The sequence below is a fragment of the Mucilaginibacter rubeus genome (assembly GCF_014643835.1).
Lineage (GTDB): Bacteria > Bacteroidota > Bacteroidia > Sphingobacteriales > Sphingobacteriaceae > Mucilaginibacter > Mucilaginibacter rubeus.
The window spans coordinates 228,495-247,826 of the sequence record NZ_BMKD01000001.1 but is presented as its reverse complement, the minus strand read 5'-3'; the positions used below and the strand labels follow the sequence as shown (position 1 = coordinate 247,826).

At 43.7% G+C, this 19,332-nt stretch carries 13 protein-coding genes; 5 read left to right on the top strand and 8 right to left on the bottom strand.

The window, feature by feature from the left end; genetic code table 11:
* Positions 1-24: 24 nt before the first annotated feature.
* The 5 genes from IEX80_RS01005 to IEX80_RS00985 form a co-directional block, all read right to left on the bottom strand.
* On the bottom strand, positions 25-1,653 hold the full coding sequence (locus tag IEX80_RS01005) for an alpha-L-fucosidase (RefSeq protein WP_188831656.1): 1,629 nt from the start codon (positions 1,651-1,653) through the stop codon (positions 25-27).
* An 83-nt stretch (positions 1,654-1,736) separates the two neighbouring features.
* Positions 1,737-3,269: a SusD/RagB family nutrient-binding outer membrane lipoprotein gene (locus tag IEX80_RS01000; protein WP_188831655.1), complete on the bottom strand. Its 1,533-nt coding sequence runs from the start codon at positions 3,267-3,269 to the stop codon at positions 1,737-1,739.
* Positions 3,270-3,286: 17 nt separating this feature from the next.
* A complete protein-coding gene (locus tag IEX80_RS00995; RefSeq protein ID WP_188831654.1) occupies positions 3,287-6,739 on the bottom strand; it encodes a SusC/RagA family TonB-linked outer membrane protein in 3,453 nt (1,150 codons plus the stop codon).
* Positions 6,740-6,750: 11 nt separating this feature from the next.
* The gene (locus IEX80_RS00990; RefSeq protein WP_188831653.1) at positions 6,751-7,785 is read right to left on the bottom strand and encodes a FecR family protein; all 1,035 of its coding nucleotides are present in this window, start codon (positions 7,783-7,785) and stop codon (positions 6,751-6,753) included.
* A gap of 79 nt (positions 7,786-7,864) precedes the next feature.
* Complete coding sequence (locus IEX80_RS00985) at positions 7,865-8,485, bottom strand: RNA polymerase sigma factor (protein ID WP_176623942.1); 621 nt, start codon at positions 8,483-8,485, stop codon at positions 7,865-7,867.
* Positions 8,486-8,743: 258 nt separating this feature from the next.
* Here IEX80_RS00985 and IEX80_RS00980 point away from each other — a divergent pair, with 258 nt between their 5' ends.
* Positions 8,744-9,778: a LacI family DNA-binding transcriptional regulator gene (locus tag IEX80_RS00980; protein WP_188831652.1), complete on the top strand. Its 1,035-nt coding sequence runs from the start codon at positions 8,744-8,746 to the stop codon at positions 9,776-9,778.
* A gap of 27 nt (positions 9,779-9,805) precedes the next feature.
* Positions 9,806-10,990: a tetratricopeptide repeat protein gene (locus IEX80_RS00975; protein WP_090524694.1), complete on the top strand. Its 1,185-nt coding sequence runs from the start codon at positions 9,806-9,808 to the stop codon at positions 10,988-10,990.
* 17 nt (positions 10,991-11,007) lie between these two features.
* Here IEX80_RS00975 and IEX80_RS00970 read toward each other — a convergent pair whose 3' ends face one another.
* Complete coding sequence (locus IEX80_RS00970; protein ID WP_176623938.1) at positions 11,008-11,772, bottom strand: DeoR/GlpR family DNA-binding transcription regulator; 765 nt, start codon at positions 11,770-11,772, stop codon at positions 11,008-11,010.
* A gap of 153 nt (positions 11,773-11,925) precedes the next feature.
* On the opposite strand from IEX80_RS00970, the gene IEX80_RS00965 reads away from it, so the two are divergent.
* Genes IEX80_RS00965 through IEX80_RS00955 form a run of 3 tightly spaced genes read left to right on the top strand, consistent with a single transcriptional unit; the run spans position 11,926 to position 15,834 of the window.
* Complete coding sequence (locus tag IEX80_RS00965) at positions 11,926-13,506, top strand: glycerol-3-phosphate dehydrogenase/oxidase (RefSeq protein ID WP_188831651.1); 1,581 nt, start codon at positions 11,926-11,928, stop codon at positions 13,504-13,506.
* Positions 13,507-13,563: 57 nt separating this feature from the next.
* Positions 13,564-15,078: a glycerol kinase GlpK gene (gene glpK / locus IEX80_RS00960; RefSeq protein ID WP_188831650.1), complete on the top strand. Its 1,515-nt coding sequence runs from the start codon at positions 13,564-13,566 to the stop codon at positions 15,076-15,078.
* A 24-nt stretch (positions 15,079-15,102) separates the two neighbouring features.
* Entirely contained in the window at positions 15,103-15,834 is a 732-nt protein-coding gene (locus IEX80_RS00955; RefSeq protein ID WP_188831649.1) for an MIP/aquaporin family protein, read from the top strand.
* A 78-nt stretch (positions 15,835-15,912) separates the two neighbouring features.
* On the opposite strand, the gene IEX80_RS00950 is transcribed toward IEX80_RS00955, so the two are convergent.
* Both IEX80_RS00950 and IEX80_RS00945 read right to left on the bottom strand, forming a co-directional pair.
* Complete coding sequence (locus IEX80_RS00950) at positions 15,913-17,748, bottom strand: alkaline phosphatase (protein WP_188831648.1); 1,836 nt, start codon at positions 17,746-17,748, stop codon at positions 15,913-15,915.
* A 58-nt stretch (positions 17,749-17,806) separates the two neighbouring features.
* Complete coding sequence (locus tag IEX80_RS00945; RefSeq protein WP_229701474.1) at positions 17,807-19,321, bottom strand: RagB/SusD family nutrient uptake outer membrane protein; 1,515 nt, start codon at positions 19,319-19,321, stop codon at positions 17,807-17,809.
* Between the last annotated feature and the right edge of the window lie 11 nt (positions 19,322-19,332).

Sequence of the window (19,332 nt, the reverse complement as noted above, 5' to 3'; positions counted from 1 at the left end):
CGTTTTTCATAATCTCACCAAATTTTACGGCTTAAATAATTTGTTCTCCCCTTCTATTTCAACATTAGCCTGTTCAACTATAGCCTTGTATTCGTAATCGGCTTTTAGTGGAATGGTCGCTTCAAAAGTGCCATCAGTCTTAATATTTACCCAGGTGCCGGCTGTCCACTTACCTGCATATAAAGTTTCTACCTGTCCATGGTAAGGGCGATAATCAAACCGGGCCCTTTTTGCCGAAATACTTTTGTAATTCAGGATTTTACCTTTTAAAACTGCACCGGTCTTTATTTTTGAACCCGCACCTGTTTCAACAATGGCGGCTTCTTTAAAAACGGGGTCAACATTTTCCAGTTTGATCACTACCGGATTAGGCCAGCGGTGATCATCATAAATACGCTGCGCCTTTACAACAGATACTTCAAGCCCCTTATCGGTTTGCTTATACCGGCAGCTTACATCATCGGTTTTATATTCAATAACCTTACTATTTTGCCCTAATACACTAACCTGAGTTTGATTAGTGGCGATGGCCGAACGGATCAGAAAAGTTTTGCGGCTCCCCTCCTTCCAATCAGCCGCATTGGTAACAATGGCATAAAGTGTATGCCCGTTTTTAGCGGTAAACCAGGTATCGCCCTCCTTGCTGATCACCCAGCTTCGCACACTGTCAATACATTCGCGGTTAACAAAATACCAGGTCGACACTTCCCGTAACCGCTCTTCCTGTTCAATGGGCAAGGCGCCATCAGGCTTCGGGCCAACGTTTAACAACAGGGAGCCACCTTTGGCCCTCGCCTCTATCAATAAACCAATTAACTGGGTGCCCGATTTATAGCGCTCGTTAGTTGGCTGATATCCCCAGGCAGTTCCCATCGTAATGCATGACAGCCATGGCTCATTGATCATGGCACCCGGCATGATCTGCTCAGGCGTTTTGATGGCGCCGCGGGTTATCAGCAAGTCCGGCTGTAACTTCCAGCAGGTTTGCTTTACCACTTCCTTAGGATCGCCATCTATAAAAAGTATATCTATTTTACCATAATTGGTCATCAGTTCCTCGCATTGCTTCCGGGTGTATTCGTCATATTCATGGCGGGTTTGGGTATCCATCTTCACATCGGTACGACTAATAGGTATATGATGATCGTGAAGAAAATTAAAATCCTCGGGCGAAAAATAAAAACCCACCTGCAATCCTGCTTCGCGTGTGGCATCCACAAACTCTTTTAACAGGTCTTTCTTGTATGGTGTATGGGTTATATTAAAATCGGTTGTTTTGGTATCCCACATACAAAAACCCGAGTGATGCTTGGTGGTAAAAACGATGTATTTCATCCCCGCCAGTTTTGCCAGCGTCGCTATCTGGCGCGGATCAAACTTGGAGGGATCAAAGGTTTTAGGTAGCTCATTAAAATAACGGTTTACGTAATCGTCACTTGCCCCAACCAGCGAGTGACTGATCACCACACCCAGCTGGCTATCCATACTAAAATGAATAAACAAGCCCAAGCCGGTATTTTTAAGCCACAGTTCGCGCTCGGGTTTGTTCAGGTTATAATTACTTGCATTATCATCCTTAACCAAATCATTTTGTGCCGATACGCGCTGAATACAACAAAGCAGCAGCAGGAAAAAAAAGTATTTCTTATACATCAAAAAAAGGTTAAAAAAATCAGGGAAGGCCCCACGCCCTCCCCGAAACAACATCAACTAATTTAACAAATCAAACTTTAACATTATTGTTTATCCCACCACATCCGGGTTAAAAAATCATCCGGCCCCTGACGGGAGATAGCAGCGGCATATGATGCTGCGTTAAGGTTTTGCTCGCCAACAGGGTATAACATCCGTCTGAATATTTTACCGCCTGTAGCATTACCAACATAATTATTAGGCACCAGAGCAGGATAACCTGTACGCCTGTAGCTTGCAAAAACCTCCTGCGCATCAGGGAATATGCCAACCCAAAACTGGGTATATATCTGCTCCATTTTTTGATCAAGCGTGCCACCTGTATTAAAAGGATGCGCGTTAATGTATGAGTTGATCTGGGCCGTTGTAATAGTACCTGCGCTACCGGCAATAATGCTCCATTGACGCATGGATGCGGCAATGCCATTTTGGTATAATGACTCGGCGGTAGCAGCGGTATACCATCCCCTTGCGGCAGCTTCAGATAACAGGAAATAACTTTCGGCAGCGGTAAAAACCAATCGCGGAGAATTTAACAGCAATATCGTTTTAGGATTTGGCTCTGAATAGGTTACAAAATCGGCAGGTTTGGCATTTAATCCTGCTGACATACCTTTTTGAATAGCTGAAGTAGTATCAGCTACGCCGCCGTTCCACACTACAGATACTACGGCCAGGCGCGGATCTTTATTGGCTTTCAGATAATTAATAAACACATCCTGGTACTTGCCTCCTTCGGTATTGGTACTGCCGTTACCTGCAATATAATCGTTGTTATAAAGATCAAGCGCTAAAGGGTTTTTGTTGATGTCCTGGCCGGCACCAACGTAAGCTACTTTGGCCACATCGGCATCATCTAAAATAACACCGCCTGCTATAGCCTTTGTTGCCCATGTTTGCGCTTGAGCGATATCAACTTTGGTCATGCGCATGGCACACCTGAGCATAAGCGAGTAAGCAAACTTTTTCCACTTTACGGTATTGCCGCCATAAATTAAATCGGCCGAACCGAAAGTTGTCTTGGCAGCATCAAGGCTTTGGGCCGCCTGGTCAAGCTCCTTCAACAAATCGGCATAGATATCTTTTTGTGCATCGTAAGCCGGCTTATATATAGCCTGATTATAACCCTGTGCAGCCTGCGAATATGGGATATCGCCATACAAGTCGGTAAGCCTGCTGAAGCAATATACTTTCCAGATCCTCGCTTCGGCCTGCAGGTTTACCTGTGAAGCATCGGTGCCAACCGCTTTTAAAACCTCACCTAATTCGTTGATCTCATTAGGATAAGCATTGGTGAAAGCTGCCGCCGACTGCGGGCCCTGGCTCAATACATATTTTGACCCGAAACCGGCCACGTCATTAAAACTGGTGGTGTACTGCATGGTGCCCAGCAACAAATCAAGTATGCGGGCCGTACCATCATACTGGGCTTTGGTAAAAATGTATTGTGGTACCGCTTTTGAAGATGCATCCGGGTTAACATTAAGCGTATCAAAATTTTTGGTACACGATTGCGTGGCGATAATGCCGAGCATTACCAGGGAACAATAAATATATTTGGTTAAATGTCTTTTCATCGTATTCAATTTAATTGTTAAAACTTAACAGCCAGGTTTACGCCAAGTGAGCGGGTACGTGGTAAACCGATAGACTCGAAGCCCTGTGCATTACTGTTGGTAAAACTTTGCTCCGGATCAAAATTGTCTGTTTGCTTATAAATAGTCCAAAGGTTCCGGGCCACAAAAGAGATACTGGCCGACTGGATCTTAACTTTGTTTAAAAGGTTTGTTGGAAGCGCGTACGACAGGATAACCTGGCGAAGTTTAACAAAGCTGCCATCGTGTAAAAACAAGTCGGAATACGTTTTATAATTATCATAGTATGACCTTAACCCGCTCACCGGCACCGTACGGGTATAAGGCGCGCCGGTTTGATCAACACCGTTCAATACTAAGCCGTTTTCGCGACCCGGCAACGTTGATTTCATCAAGCCCAAACGGGTGGCGTAAACCTCCATAACCGAAAACACCTTATTACCAAATTTGCCATCAACCAGGAAGTTTAACGAGAACCGTTTATACCTGAATTCATTGGTTAAACCCATGGTAAGCGGTGCAACGCTTTTGCCCAGTTGCTGTAAAGGTGTTTGTACAGGCAAGCCGGTGGTAGCGTTAAATACCACGTTGCCCTGAGCGTCCTTTTGCATACGTGTACCCACAATCATACCAAAGGGTTTACCTTCAATATTATCTAAAATCCCCCAGTTACCTACCGAAGTAGCCAGCTGAATAGTGTTAAGGCCGGGTGCCAGTTTAACTACCTTGTTATCGTTATAAGCTACGTTGTAGCTTGCAGTCCAGGTAAAGCTGCTTGTTTTTACAGGTGTACCGTTCAATAATACCTCAATACCTTTGTTGCTCACCTCACCAACGTTCAGGATCACATTATTATAGCCCGATGTTGAAGAAATAGCTGTATTTACGATATCGTTAGTTGTTTTACGATCATACAAGGTAACGTCTAAACCTAAACGGCTCTTGAGCATCTGCAACTCAAAGCCGCCTTCAAACGTTGTTGAGGTGTATGGTTTAAGATTGCTATTAGTAATGTTATTGCTGGTTACATTTTGCAATGGCTGCCCTGCGCTTGGCACGTTGCTGTACGTAAGGTTAATAACATACGGATCAGGAGCACCGCCGCCTACCTGTGCCCATGAACCGCGCAATTTAGCAAGGTTAAAAAACTCAGGAAGTTTAACCGCGTCAGACAGGATAAAGCTACCGCCTACGCTTGGATAAAATATACTGTTGCTTTTAGGGCTCAGTGTTGAAAACCAATCTTTCCTGCCCGTGAATGATAAGAAGAACAAACTTTTGTAATCAAAATCGGCCGAATCAAAAACCGAGTTGGTCACGATTTTGGCATTGTAAGGTGTAGTTGATGAAACCGCAAGATTGGTAAAGCTGTAAAAATACGGGATAATAAATTGCGAACCACTAAATGTTAGCTGATTGGTTGCGTATTTACGGCTGTTTACGCCGCCCAAAACATTTACATTTAAATCGCTGATGATCTTTGTTTTATAACTAACGGTAGCTAACTCGTTGGTTTCAGAAACATCCGATTTAATGCCTGCATACTGGCCATTAGGTATGTACAATGTACCGGTTGGTAGTATATTGGTATAGTTGTAATTAAAAAAATCGCGGCTGATGGTGGCTTTGAAAGTAAGGTTTTTTATAGGCGAATAAATAACCGATCCCTGGCCAATAAAACGGTTCTTCACATCATCTTCCTTGTATTTATTGATCACAAAATATCCGTTTGACGCGATGGATGCATCGTTCCAGATCTGTTCATTGCCCAAAGCATCATAACCCGGCTTTAACCAGCGAACATCAACGGTATTAGCAACCTCAAGCGGGGTCCAGTTTGGGTTACCCAAAGCATCGCCTGCGCCTGTACGGTTATGGCCGGTTTCAACGTTGTATTGTGCTAAAGCCTCTATCGATAGCTTATCGCTCAGTTTGCCGTTCAGGGCGAGATTAAAAGTTTTACGATCATAGGTAGTACCCGGCAAAATACCTTTACTGTTCAAATCGGCAGCCGAAAATCTGTAGGTAAAAGCCTCGTTACCGCCTAAAAATGCAAGGCTGTTGGTATAAGTGCTTCCTGTTTGATAGTAATTTCTAAGGTTATTTTTCTGTGCAACATAAGGATGAGTAAGCCCGTCGACAGCAACGTAATCGGTTGAGCCGTCAATTTTCGCCCCCCACGAGCGTCTTCCGCTTGCCTGTGCTGCAGCCAGGGTAGTTGGCTTTACACCGCCGTCTCCCTGCCCGTATTCGTACTGGTAATCTGGGAATACAGCCACATTATCGTAGGTGGCCGTCGAGTTAAATTCTACTCCCACACCTTTTTGAATGCGGCCTTTTTTGGTGGTGATTAAAATAACGCCATTTGCTGCGCGTGAGCCGTAAAGGGCCGCAGCTGTACCACCTTTAAGTACGCTTATCGACTCAATATCATCAGGGTTTATAGCTGCTATACCATCACCGCGGTCAACATTATTGGTAATACCATTAACCGTAGCAGGGCCACCGGGTACGCTGTTATCAATCGGCATACCGTTCACCACATATAATGGCTGGTTATCACCGGCAAGACCGCCGTTACCCCTGATCACCACGCGGCTTGAACCGCCCGGACCGGTTGATAAGCCCGCCGCGTTAACACCGGCTACTTTACCGGTAAGCGCATTAGCCACGTTATTTTCACGGGCCTGAGTAAATTCGGTACCCTTAACCTCAGTCACCGAATAGCCCAATGATTTTTTTTGCTTGCTGATACCAAGAGCAGTAACCACAACCTCATTAAGGGCTTTGTTATTTTGCATCAGTTTAATTTGCAAAGGTGATGCAGGGTCAGTTACGGAAACTTCTTCCTGGTTGTATCCTACATAGGCTACCACCAGCGTCAATGGCTTACCCGTGTACTTATCTGGCACTATCAATCTGAAGCTGCCTGTAATATCGGTAATTGCCCCCACCTTATTATCCATTTTTAAATAAACCGATGCGCCAACAACCGGCTGACCATCGCCTGCATCCACTACCTTACCTGTTAATGTAACTGCTGCAACAGCTGCATTGGTTGAAGAAATAAAGTCCTTTATCGTAAAAATCGAGATCTGGTTATCATTTATTTTGCGATATGTTAACTGAAATGCAGATAACAATTGTTTCAAATTATCGTCAAGCGTTAACTGGCTTATATTGCTTGTTAAATTTGCCGGTACAAACTTGTTATCAAGCAAACCTTCCTGGTAAGCTATCTGAACATTGAATTGTTTTTTCAGGTTATCCAGCGCATCTTTTAGGAGTACCTTGTTTTCAACAGCCTGCGGAGCTGTATAACCGTAACTTTTTGCGTGGATCCTGTTGTTACTGGTTAATGCCATTTGGGCATAGCCGTATGCCGACCGGCCAAGCAATACCATCAGGAAACAGCAACATCTTAAAAAAATGAATGAGTCGAGTTTTCTCATAAGTTATTCGTTTAGGGGTTTAATTTTGTTATAGTGATATTTTTGTCTGTTCGGGTAATTTTCACCGGAAGTGTGGTGGATATAGTTTCAATTAATTCCTCAACATTAGGCACGTTGATCTCACCTTCTATTTTGAAATTGGTTAAGTCGGGGCTTGAAAAATCAACCTGATAGCCGTAATCATCGGTCATGATCTCGCTGATCTGCGCCAGGCTGGCATCATTAAATAAAAGCTGGTGTTTTGTCCATTTGGTGATTTTTTCAGGAGCGGGAAGAGTAATGCGGGTAAGTGCTTTTTTATAAGTATGCTGCACGTAATCGCCCGGTTTCATAATAAGCGATTGTTTCCCCGTTACGGCATCAACGTAATCAAGCCTGATCTTTCCCTGAACTAAACCTACGTTGGTTTTATTATGCCTGCTTCTGACATTAAAAGTTGTGCCCAACACCTCAATATCCATATCAGGGCAATGCACAATAAATCTTTCAGAAGGCTTAATATGGGCTGGGTCTTTATTGATATGCGTTACATTGAACAATCCTTCTCCATTTATCCAAACCTCTCTTGAATTTTTATCCCAGTTATCGGAGTAAGTTAATTTCGAGTTACCATTGAGCACCACGGTTGAGCCATCGGGCAAGGTGACAGTGCTCAACTCTCCATAAGTAGTATCAATTTCATTTTGCCTGCCTTTTATCAGCCATAAAGCGATACCTATGGAGGATACAAGCAACAACATCGCAGCAACACGGAGGAACCCGTTTAATGTGAAGATCTTTGGCTTAACCCGATCTTTTTGCAACGTTGATTCAATCCTCTGCCAAACTTTCGATTGATTTTCTTCGTTGGTAAAAACATCCTGTTTACGGTATGCTTTAATAATTTTTGAAGCTTCGGCAATTATTTCTTTCTGTTGCGAATATTCTGCTGTGACCTGCTGCCAAAAAACAGTGTCGTTATGTGTGGGATTGATCACAAAACGGAGAAAATCATCGTCCTCTAAAAAATCCGGCAGGGTATAATTACTGTATTTGGCTATCTGCATTGTTTATAAGGTGTTATTTACTCCTTATAGACAGCACCCTACCCCAATTATCCCTACAAACTGAAAAAAAATTTATTTTTTAATGATTATTTATGCAGAAGCACGAATACAGGGCTAAAACAATAGCCAATTTTGAAGTTTTTAGCACATCCTGGAGGTTATCGAATGCTTTATAGATCAGTTTATAGGCCGAACTAATGTTTATTTCCATGATATCGGCAATTTCATCATAACCTAAACCCTCATAAAAACGCAGGTATATAATTTCCTGCTGCCGTGCCGGCAAAGCTTTAACATGAAACTTAATCTTCTTCTGCAATTCCTGTTCTTCCTCATCGGCCATGAGCTGCTGATCGAATGAAATTTCAAAGGGAAAGTTATGCTCCGCTTCATCCTCAATATCAACAAAGCGCGATTTCGACTGCAGCTTACGGAAAATAATGCTGCGCAACGATTTGAAAAGATAGTTTTTTACCGATACAGGATTGCCAAGCCCCGCCCTGTTTGTCCAAAGCCTAATAAAAAGATCATGTATGGCATCCTCAATTACATTAACATCCCTGGTAAATTTGTGCCCGTAGTTGTTGAGTACCTTAAAATATTGGTTATATAATTGCGTGTAAGCATCCCAATTGCCTTCTTTAAAAGCAAGCCAGACAGCAGTATTATGATCGTCATGAACAATTTGTTCGTGAGACATAGCTTAACCAGGGGATAAAACGTTTTACAATTGAAATCAGGTACAATGTAATAATTATAACAATAATTTTACACCTAATTAAAAATCAATAATACAATTAAATTGATATAAAATTGCTTTTGCCGGAATTGAAGAAGTTATCGCCAAAAAGCCACACCCTTTTGACAATGGAAAACACTCAGATATTTCAATTTTTAAAATAACTTAGCCCGTATCAAATATTTCCTGATATTTAAAAACCGATCGCCACGCTAAATTATGTTTGAATCAGTTACTATTAAGGATATTGCCAAGGCTTTGGGTGTGTCAACATCAACGGTATCAAGGGCGCTGAACGGAAGCTACGAAATAGGCACCGAAACCAAAAAGCTTGTCCTTGAGTACGCTGAAAAAATCAACTACCGGCCTAACCCTATTGCTTTAAGTCTTAAAGAACAAAAAAGCCACTCCATAGGCGTAGTGGTTTGCGAAGTGGCTAACGATTATTTTTCGCAGGCTATTAACGGCATTGAATCTATAGCTTATAACCGCGGGTATCACGTTATCATCACCCAAACGCACGAATCATTTGACAGGGAAAGTGCCAATGTAAAACATTTATTATCGCGGCATGTGGATGGTTTGTTGGTATCGCTATCAGCGCAAACAACCGATACATCTCAATATAAATACCTGCTGGATAAAGGTTTCCCTATCGTATTTTTTGACAGGGCAGCGCCTGACCTGAATACTCACAAAGTGATAGCCAATAATTTTCAGGGCTCATTTAACGGCACCGAAGCTTTGATCAATTCGGGTTTTACCAAAATAGCACACCTCACCAATTCAAATAACCTGCTTATCAGCCACGAGCGCTTTGAAGGCTACAAGGCGGCACTTGATAAACATGGCATCGAGTTCAGGCCCGAATACCTTAAACATTGCAACCATGGCGGCATGATCCACGACGAAGTGGAGCTTGTGCTGAAAGAATTGCTGGCATTGGATGACAAGCCGGAGGCTATTTTTAGCGGCAGCGACAGGCTTACCATCAGCAGTATATCGATATTAAAAAAATGGGGCTTAAAAGTTCCGGGAGATATCGCGATAGCCGGCTTTACCAACTCAGATGTTGTTGACCTGTTTGATCCGCCGTTAACTGTGGTTCGCCAGCCTGCCTTCCAGATTGGACAAATCGCTACAGAAATGCTTATTAAAACAATAGAAAGCAAATGGCCTATTGAAGAGTTTACGACTGAGAAAGTGGATACGCAATTGATTGTGAGGTCATCTTCAGCGAAAGGTATAGTTTAAAATTAGCTTCGGTTAACACACCCAATAATGCCATATTCAAAGCCCAAAGATGATTTTACCATAATAACAGCAAGATCCAGACTTTTAGCCTTGGAGATGAAACACGGCTTTATTGATTGTGTCCATTTGTTTTTGGCGATGTTGAAAGAGACATGTTTAGCGGGTAAATACTTACAGGCCATTGATGCAGAGGTTTTAGATAAACAGATAAGAGACTTATATCCGGCTAATGGCACTCAAACAATAAAAGACGACTTCGCGTTAACGGTTTGGGCTGAACGTACAGTAAAGCACGCGTACACTATTGCCAGAATAAATGAACAGCGGTCAATAAACAGTATCCATTTGCTGCTGGCTATCCTCAGTTTTGAAGATAAAACAATAACAGGGCCTATTGAGAGGGCTGGCATTTTAATTGAAGATATAACCGAAGACTATTTCAAAAAGAAAATTAAAAAATTCTCTGCCCCTTTCGATGTCATTCGAGCCAAAACATATAACAAGGTTGAGATTTTCTTACTCGAAATAACGGGAAAAAAGAATAAAAAAATACAGCAGATTTATGAAACTGCGGTCGCTCTCTATTACTATTATCAGTTTGAAGATGTGACTAAAATTTGCGAGACCGGTTTAAGCCTATCCCCGGGTGACTTGAGTTTTAAAAACTTGATAGCCTGTGGCAAATACAAATCAGGTGATTACCAATCGGCAATAAAGTTAATAGACGAACTAATTGAAAACAGACCTGATTCGGATAATATTAATTATGAAGTTACAAAGGCCTATATCTATGATATAATTGGCAACCATGATAAATCTGCAGTTATCCTTGATAAACTGCTCGCCATGAATCCCGACGACAAGGAACTTTTAAACCATAAGGGTTTCAATCTTTCAAAACAAGAACAATACACAGAATCTATTCCTTTCTTTGAAAAAGCCATCGCCATGGATGCAACTGCTTCTTTTACGTTGAATAACCTTGGCTTTTCAAAATTTAAACTTGGGGATGTAAACGGTGCCATGGCACTCATCGATAAATCCTTAGCATTACATAAGGGTAATGCTTACGCTTATAAAAACAAAGGGATCATTTTAATGGAACAAGGCAACAATGAAGATGCCTTACAAAACTTTGACCTTGCATTAAAATTTGGTTATACAGAAAAATATGGAGACGAAGTACTGCAATTAATAAAGCAGATTAATTGACTTCTAACTATATACCATTAAACCACCGTTACCTTCACCCCTTTTTCTTCCAGCATATTGAGCATTGCCGGGCTAATACCGCTATCGGTAATAATTTCGTTGATTTGATCAAGCGCGCAAATTTTTGCCAGGCCCCGCTTACCAAATTTGGTACTATCGGCCAATACAATGGTAGTTTGGGCCGCATTGATCATTTTTTGGTTAAGGCGGGCTTCGGATAAATTAGTAGTAGTCAAGCCTATTTCAGGATCAATGCCATCTACTCCTAAAAACAACACGCCGCATAACATATCGTCCAGCATCAGTTCGGCATAATTACCGGTTACCGATGAGGATGTGTTTCGCATTTGTCCCCCCAATTGAACAATATCAACCTGCGGATGCTGCAAAAGTTCAAGCGCTACCGGCAAAGCTGCGGTGACTACCGTAAGATGCTTATTAGGCTGCATGGCACGGGCAAGGGCGAGCATTGTGGTACCTGAGGCTATAATAACCGAATCATTGGTATCTATCCTTATCGCTGCTTCTGCGGCAATTTTTCTTTTTTCGGGGCCGTTCAGTTTCTCCTTTTCGGCTACCGGCCTGTCATTAGCATAAGGGTTAGTTTGGCTTGCACCACCATGCGTTCTGAAAAGTAGGTTTTTATCTTCCAAAAGTTTCAGGTCCTTTCGGATGGTAACTTCCGAAACACTTAACAGGTTGCTCAGATCCTGCACATTCACAAAACCATCTGTCTCAACCTTTTGCAGGATAAACTTATGCCGGTCGGTGTTTTTACTCATAATCGCTAAATTAAACAGAAAAATTAACTGTAATGTTTTGCAAAGCTTACTGTGCTCCGTGTTAGTCAAATGTAACCAAATAAAATTATTTTTAATTTCATTTAGTTTTGTTTTTATTTCGATTTTATATATTTGAATAAATATCGAAATAAAATGAACTCATTTACAAGAGAAGCGAACCTTAGCCACCTCAACGATATCGAAAAGATCTGGGACCTGATCATCATAGGCGGCGGAGCTACCGGACTTGGCGCTGCAGTCGACGCAGCTTCGCGCGGCTTCTCTGCATTATTACTGGAGCAGGCCGATTTTGCCAAAGGAACGTCGAGCCGTGCTACCAAACTGGTTCATGGTGGGGTGCGCTATTTAGCACAGGGCGATATCGGCCTGGTGCGCGAGGCCTTGCGTGAACGGGGATTATTATTACAAAACGCACCACACCTTGTAAAAAACGAAAGCTTCATTATTCCCAATTATAGCTGGTGGGATGGTGTTTTTTATACGATAGGTCTCAGCATTTATGATTTATTAGCTGGCAAGCTAAGCTTTGGCCGTGCAAAACATATTTCAAAAAAAGACACCATTAAACGACTGCCCGGCATCCAGGAAAAAGGGCTTCATGGCGGGGTGGTTTATCACGACGGGCAATTTGACGATTCTCGGCTGGCAATTAACCTGGCGCAAACCGCCGTTGAACAGAGTGCAACCTTGCTCAATTACTTTAAAGTAACCGGATTAATCAAAGATACTACTAATAAAATCATAGGCGTAAAAGCCACTGATACAGAGACAGGCGCCGGGTATCAATTAAAGGCAAAAACAGTGATCAATGCCACCGGCGTTTTTGTTGATGATGTACTAAAAATGGATACCCCCGAAAAGAAGCCCATGGTTAGGCCAAGCCAGGGCGTACACCTTGTACTCGACCGTTCATTTTTACCGGCCGACGATGCGCTGATGATCCCAAAAACGGAAGATGGGCGCGTACTTTTTGCAGTTCCCTGGCATGAGAAATTATTGATAGGCACTACAGATACCCCAATCAACTCGCACAGCCTTGAGCCGGTGGCACTGGACGAAGAAGTGGAATTTATACTACGAACCGCGGGCAAATACCTCACCAAAGCCCCTACCCGTGCCGATGTATTAAGTGTATTTGCGGGTTTACGACCGCTTGCCGCCCCACAAGATGGATCATCAAAAACAAAGGAAATTTCCCGAAGCCATAAATTAATCGTTTCCGCGTCCGGCTTAATTACCATAACCGGCGGTAAGTGGACTACCTATCGCAAAATGGCCGAAGATATTGTTGATAAGGCCATTGAGTTTGGCGGGCTTAAAAACGAGCCCTGTAAAACCGCTTCATTATCTATCCATGGCAGTCGCCCTAACCCCGACCGTACCAACCCTATGTTTGTTTATGGTGCCGACATTGAAAAGATTGTAGCACTGCAAAATGAAAACCCGGATTGGGGAAACCCGGTTCACCCTAAAGATAGGTATACTAAGGCTGAGGTAATCTGGTCGGTAAGGAATGAAATGGCGCGTACTGTTGAGGATATCCTGGCGCGCCGTACCCGTGTACTATTTTTAGATGCCCGCTTAGCTACCGAAATGACTGCCGAAGTAGCACACCTTATGGCCGCTGAGTTGGGAAAAGATGCAGCATGGGAAGCCGCACAAATTAATGCATTTAACGAAACAGCAAAAAATTATATACTAACACTACATTAAAATGAGCAAATTTAATGTGATATTCAATAAATAAACCAAGGTAAACCAAACCAAATTATGCAGGAATATATTTTAGCGCTCGACCAGGGCACTACCAGTTCGCGGGCAATAGTTTTTGATCATACAGGTAAAATTATTGCTTCGGCACAAAAAGAATTTAAGCAATACTTTCCTAAGCCCGGCTGGGTTGAACACGACCCTAATGAGATTTGGGCAGGCCAGATTGGGGTTGCCGCAGAAGCTATTGCAAAAGCAGGCTTGGGTGGCGGCAATATTAAAGCCATAGGTATAACTAATCAGCGCGAAACCACCATAGTTTGGAACCGCAAAACCGGCGAACCAATTCATAACGCCATTGTTTGGCAGGACAGGCGTACCGCCGCCTTTTGCGATGAACTAAAGCAAAACGGTCATAGCGAAATGATCCGCGATAAAACCGGCCTGGTAATAGATGCTTACTTTTCCGGCTCAAAAATAAAATGGCTCCTGGACAATGTTGAGGGTGCCAGGGCACAGGCCGAAGCCGGTGAACTGGCTTTTGGCACGGTTGACAGCTGGCTCATCTGGCAGTTAACCCGCAGCGAAGTTCACGCTACCGATGTAACCAATGCCGCCCGTACCATGCTGTTCAATATCCGCACACAACAATGGGACGAGGAGTTGCTACAACTGTTCAATATCCCAAAAAGTATCTTGCCCGAAGTAAAACAATCAAGCGAGCTATATGGACAAACAGCCAATAATTTGTTTGCGCAAAGGATCCCGATTGCAGGTATAGCCGGCGATCAGCATGCAGCATTGTTCGGGCAGATGTGCATTGATAAAGCGATGGTTAAAAACACTTATGGCACAGGCTGTTTTATGCTGATGAATATCGGACATGAGTTTATCAAATCAAAAAACAACCTGCTTACCACCATCGCCTGGAAAATAAACGGCGAGATCACCTACGCCTTTGAGGGCAGTATTTTTATAGGCGGTGCGGTAGTGCAGTGGCTGCGCGACGGGCTGGGCATTATCAAAACGTCGGCAGATGTTGAAAAGCTGGCTACCTCAGTAAAAGATACCGCGGGCGTTTACTTTGTACCCGCGTTTGCAGGTTTGGGTGCTCCCTACTGGGACCCGGAAGTCCGGGGGGCTATAGTTGGTTTAACCAGGGGTGCTACAGCAGCCCACATTTCAAGGGCCGCATTATCATCAATAGCCTACCAAACCATGGATGTGCTTAAAGCGATGGAAGCTGATGCAGGCATGGAGATAAAAGAACTGCGTGTGGATGGCGGGGCGACTGCCAATAACCTGCTGATGCAGTTTCAGTCAGACGTATTAAACTGCAAAGTGATCCGGCCCGAAGTTACCGAAACTACAGCACTTGGTGTAGCCTATATGGCCGGGCTGGCTGTAGGCTATTGGAAAGATATAGCCGAAATTCAGCACTTGTGGGCCGCCGAAGCGGAATTTACTCCGGCTGACGATCTTGATGAAGTAAAATCGGGCATTGCGGGTTGGAAACGTGCGGTAAGCACTGCTCAATGCTGGTCAAATTCCGGGCATCCTGTAACAGTTATTTAATATCCATCTTTAAAATATTTTAACATGTCTCCATTTGTAGCTGAGCTGATAGGCACCATGCTCTTGATATTATTAGGTGATGGTGTAGTAGCCAACGTAGTTTTAAAAGATACCAAGGGAAATAACAGCGGATGGATAGTGATCACCACCGCCTGGGGATTAGCCGTTTTTGTTGGGGTTGTTGTTGCCGGGCCGTATAGCGGTGCGCACCTCAACCCTGCCGTAACCATAGCACTTGCTATTGCAGGTAAGTTTGCATGGACCAACGTTGTTCCTTACATTATCGCTCAGTTTGCGGGCGCTTGTATCGGCGCCTTTTTAGTTTGGGTAATGTATTACGATCATTTTAAACGCACAAATGATCCGGCTTCTATATTGGCTGTATTTTGCACTGGTCCCGCCGTACGCAATTACATATCAAACATCGCCAGCGAGGTAATAGGTGCTTTTGTATTGCTCTTCACCATTTTCTACATAGCCGGTGCCGAAATCACGCCTGCTAAAACCCCTATTGGTCTGGGCTCAGTAGGCGCTATCCCGGTAGCATTACTGGTTTGGGTGATCGGTTTGTCATTAGGAGGCACTACCGGCTATGCTATCAACCCGGCCCGTGATCTTGGGCCGCGCTTTATGCATATGCTATTACCGATAAAAGGCAAAGGAACGAGCGATTGGGCTTATGCATGGATCCCGATTATCGGCCCATTGGTTGGGGCTTCCATTGCCGCTGTATTGTATCTTTCAATTAAGCTATAAATCTCGTCAAAACAGCATTAGCCTAACGAAGTTTTAAAGGCATCGTTAGGCTTTAAACGCTCCATTAAGCTACGGCAGCTACTGTAACAACGACTTAATCTTGTTAAAGATCTCGGTATTACTATAAACCCCTCTGAAATCCAGGGAATGCGGGCCGTAGCTAAATACCGGAACAGGGGTACCGGTATGATCATTGGTGCTAAAATCGCCCCATACGTAACCATCGTTGATACTGCCGTCAAGCAGGGTTAAGCCGCCTGTTTCATGATCGGCAGTTACAATTACCAGGGTTTCGCCATCTTCGTCGGCAAATTTCAGAGCATCGCCAACAACACGGTCAAAGTCGCTATTTTCGGTGATCACCTGTTTTAAGTTGTTAGCGTGACCGCCATGGTCAATCTGCGAACCCTCAATCATCATAAAGAAACCATTAGGGGCATTTTTGAACGTTTGGGTTACTTTATTAAATGCCAGCGACAGATAATTCCCCCTGCCTTCCATTTTCGGGCGAGTTACGCTGTCATCCATCAAAGCAAGGATTTTTGGGGCCGAACTATTCAAAAACTCATCAAAGTTGCGGATCACCAAGTATCCCCTCTTTTTCATTTTATCGACAGTACTTTCGCCATTTACCGGCCAGATGAAATCTTTATAAGATGAACCTAAGAAAATATCAATTGGCGATGAAGTAATTTGACTGGCGATAGCTGTAGAATGGCTCCGCTCCGAGTCGTGCGCATAAAAGGCCGCGGGGGTAGCGTCTGTCAATTCACAGGCCACAATATCGGCAGTCTTTTTGCCTGCTTCGGCGCTGTAATCAGCCAATGATTTCAATGGTTTGCCTGACGGATCAACACCTACTGCCCTGTCGTTAGTTTTTTGGCCCGATGCAAAAGCGGTGGCGCCGGCCGCCGAATCAGTGATATAAGCATCGGCAGAATTAGTTACTGAAAAGCCAATGTTGAGTATCTGGAAAATATTCAACTGGCCTCGGTTGGCGGTATAGGTCGAATAAATCTGCGATAAGCCCATGCCATCGCCGATACACAAAATGATGTTTTTAACTTTCTTAACCGCACCGTCCGATTTATAAGTTGGCTTATAAATGCCATACCCTTGTGGCGCGGTATATTCACCTGCTGGCTTCTTGTTCAGAAAATCGCCAAGCTCTTCTATTTTATCGGTGCCAATTACATCAACGCCTAAACGGATTAGCGCCAGCCAACTGCTTTTAGTATCGGGAGTCTCCCAAAAACGCACCTTTTTACCGGAGTTATGTACGCTATCGATCCCCGCTTTTATCCTCGCAATCTCTTCGTTATTCAATACACCTTTACCATTCCAGTGCATATATTTACCAAACGGAAAGCTTACCATGCCAATCTTTTTCCATTGCGCCGGTGTAAAGCCGTTCATATGGTCAACATCAAACGAGATCCAGGCCGGATAATTGGTCATCTCTGCCGCAGGGGGCACTGCTCCTGTCATAACTATAGATAGCCGTCCCGGGTGACCTTCATAATTAAAATACTGTTCTAACGGTTTCAGTTCTTTGATCACCAAGGGCAATACCGCCTTATGATCTTCCTTAATTTCGATAAGCAGCCTTAAATGGCGCTGTGGGTCGCGTTTAAATTTTTCAATCAGCGGATCGATGTACAAGATTTTTAACGACCTTTTAGCGTCAATCTCCTTTTTATCATGAGCCACCATCAGCTGCCCATTAACCGCATAACAGTCGGCCTCGATAGAACCGAAACCTTTTTCATAGGCCCGGTAAAAAGGGATGTTGTTTTTGTAATCGTTATGGGAGTGCGCGTCGGCTACGGTGTAGTTTTTAACCTGCGCATTGGCCGTGAGGCCGGCGTTTGCCAGCAGCGCTGCCAGCGTAATTAGGGTAGTACTTTTTTTCATTTGGTATAGATATAGCAAAACCGGGCTGTGCCCGGTTTTGTAAGTTTCAATATGTCAATTACCAGCCGGCATTCTGTTTCAGCTGGCCCTGGCTTATCTGGATATCTTTTGGCGGAATTGGCCAAACGTTATCCCTCGCCGGGTCAAAGTTACGAGCTTTCCACACAACTGAGCCATCTGAACCGTGTAACGGTTTTGCGTAAATTGCCTGTGCATCGCCCCAGCGTACCAGGTCAAAATTGCGATCGCTCCACTCTCCCGCCAATTCAACGCGGCGTTCGTGTTTGAGGTTTGCCATTGTGGCATTAGTAATCGGGGGCAATCCTGCACGTACACGCACCTGGTTAAGCGCGGCATCACCGTTTTTGCCCTGCATGATCTGCGCTTCGGCTTTAATCAGCAGGATCTCGGCATAACGCAACAATGGTACGTTTAAATCTGTAGATGGCTCATCGCCGTTAGGGCTTACGTGAATACCACCTGCATAGCTAAACGGTTCCATATATTTATTAAACTGGTAGCCGGTTAAGCTGTTGCTTTTACCACCAATTGGGTAAGTATAAGTTTGACCGAAATACTGGAAGCTATCGCCTTTTTGCAGGATAGTAGCCGGAAGCCTTTTATCGCCTGCTTCAAACTCATCAACAAGCTCTTTGGTCGGCTGATAATAACCGAAGCCGTTATATAAACCCCAGCCTTTGTTCTCCAGCATTGCACCAGGCAAAATACTCTGGCCATTCAGGTTACTTGCAACCGACCAGATATACTCAGAGCTATAGTTATTAGCGATCTTGAACACATCCGCATAATTACTTAGCAAAGCATGTTTTCCGCTGAGGATAACCGAGTCGGCATATTTTTCGGCGTTAGCGTAATCCTTAGCATGCAGGTAAGTTTTAGCCAAATAAGCATAAGCAGCAGTTTTATGAGCGCGGCCTTTATCGGCAGCGGCAAGCTTATCAAAGTAAGGCAGTAAAGAAGCTGCCTTTTTCAAATCAGCCTCGATATAAGCGTAGTTATCTTTAACTGAAGGCAATTGCGCCGGGAACGCTAATGGATTGGCGCGATTTTGCAAAGGAGCGCCTTGTTTGTCCGATCCGTATAGATCGGCAATTTCCAGGTGCATTACAGCATGAATAAAGTAAGCCTGGCCCAAAATAAAGTTTTTGGTAGCCGCATCCATGTTAATGTTCGGCACGTTGTTGATCACGTCATTAGCACGTTTCATCACAACAAAGTGCAACTGCCATGGAGCGTAAATACTACTCTCGTTACCGGTACACACAAAGTTTTTGATATTTTCCCTATCGGCTGATGTACGGCCTACAACCATATCATCACTGGCGTTAATGAACCAAAAGAAACCACGACCGTAAAGGTCTTCGCTGTTACTTTGTTTCTCATACAAACCATTAGCTGCGGCCTGGGCATCAGCAGCTGTTTTCCAAAAGTTGGTGCTTGTTGGCGTACCTGTTGGTTTAATATTATCTAAAGTGCCTTTTTTACAGCTTTCGGCCAGTGCAATAATCATTACACCCATTAAGCCTTTGCTAATTATATTTTTAAGTTTCATCTCTGTATCTT

What these genes read in the sequence shown, in the direction of transcription:
- IEX80_RS01005 (WP_188831656.1), bottom strand. Translation starts at nt 1,653, where the DNA reads ATGTATAAGAAATACTTTTTTTTCCTGCTGCTGCTTTGTTGTATTCAG.
- IEX80_RS01000 (WP_188831655.1), bottom strand. Translation starts at nt 3,269, where the DNA reads ATGAAAAGACATTTAACCAAATATATTTATTGTTCCCTGGTAATGCTC.
- IEX80_RS00995 (WP_188831654.1), bottom strand. Translation starts at nt 6,739, where the DNA reads ATGAGAAAACTCGACTCATTCATTTTTTTAAGATGTTGCTGTTTCCTG.
- IEX80_RS00990 (WP_188831653.1), bottom strand. Translation starts at nt 7,785, where the DNA reads ATGCAGATAGCCAAATACAGTAATTATACCCTGCCGGATTTTTTAGAG.
- IEX80_RS00985 (WP_176623942.1), bottom strand. Translation starts at nt 8,485, where the DNA reads ATGTCTCACGAACAAATTGTTCATGACGATCATAATACTGCTGTCTGG.
- IEX80_RS00980 (WP_188831652.1), top strand. Translation starts at nt 8,744, where the DNA reads ATGTTTGAATCAGTTACTATTAAGGATATTGCCAAGGCTTTGGGTGTG.
- IEX80_RS00975 (WP_090524694.1), top strand. Translation starts at nt 9,806, where the DNA reads ATGCCATATTCAAAGCCCAAAGATGATTTTACCATAATAACAGCAAGA.
- IEX80_RS00970 (WP_176623938.1), bottom strand. Translation starts at nt 11,772, where the DNA reads ATGAGTAAAAACACCGACCGGCATAAGTTTATCCTGCAAAAGGTTGAG.
- IEX80_RS00965 (WP_188831651.1), top strand. Translation starts at nt 11,926, where the DNA reads ATGAACTCATTTACAAGAGAAGCGAACCTTAGCCACCTCAACGATATC.
- glpK (WP_188831650.1), top strand. Translation starts at nt 13,564, where the DNA reads ATGCAGGAATATATTTTAGCGCTCGACCAGGGCACTACCAGTTCGCGG.
- IEX80_RS00955 (WP_188831649.1), top strand. Translation starts at nt 15,103, where the DNA reads ATGTCTCCATTTGTAGCTGAGCTGATAGGCACCATGCTCTTGATATTA.
- IEX80_RS00950 (WP_188831648.1), bottom strand. Translation starts at nt 17,748, where the DNA reads ATGAAAAAAAGTACTACCCTAATTACGCTGGCAGCGCTGCTGGCAAAC.
- IEX80_RS00945 (WP_229701474.1), bottom strand. Translation starts at nt 19,321, where the DNA reads ATGAAACTTAAAAATATAATTAGCAAAGGCTTAATGGGTGTAATGATT.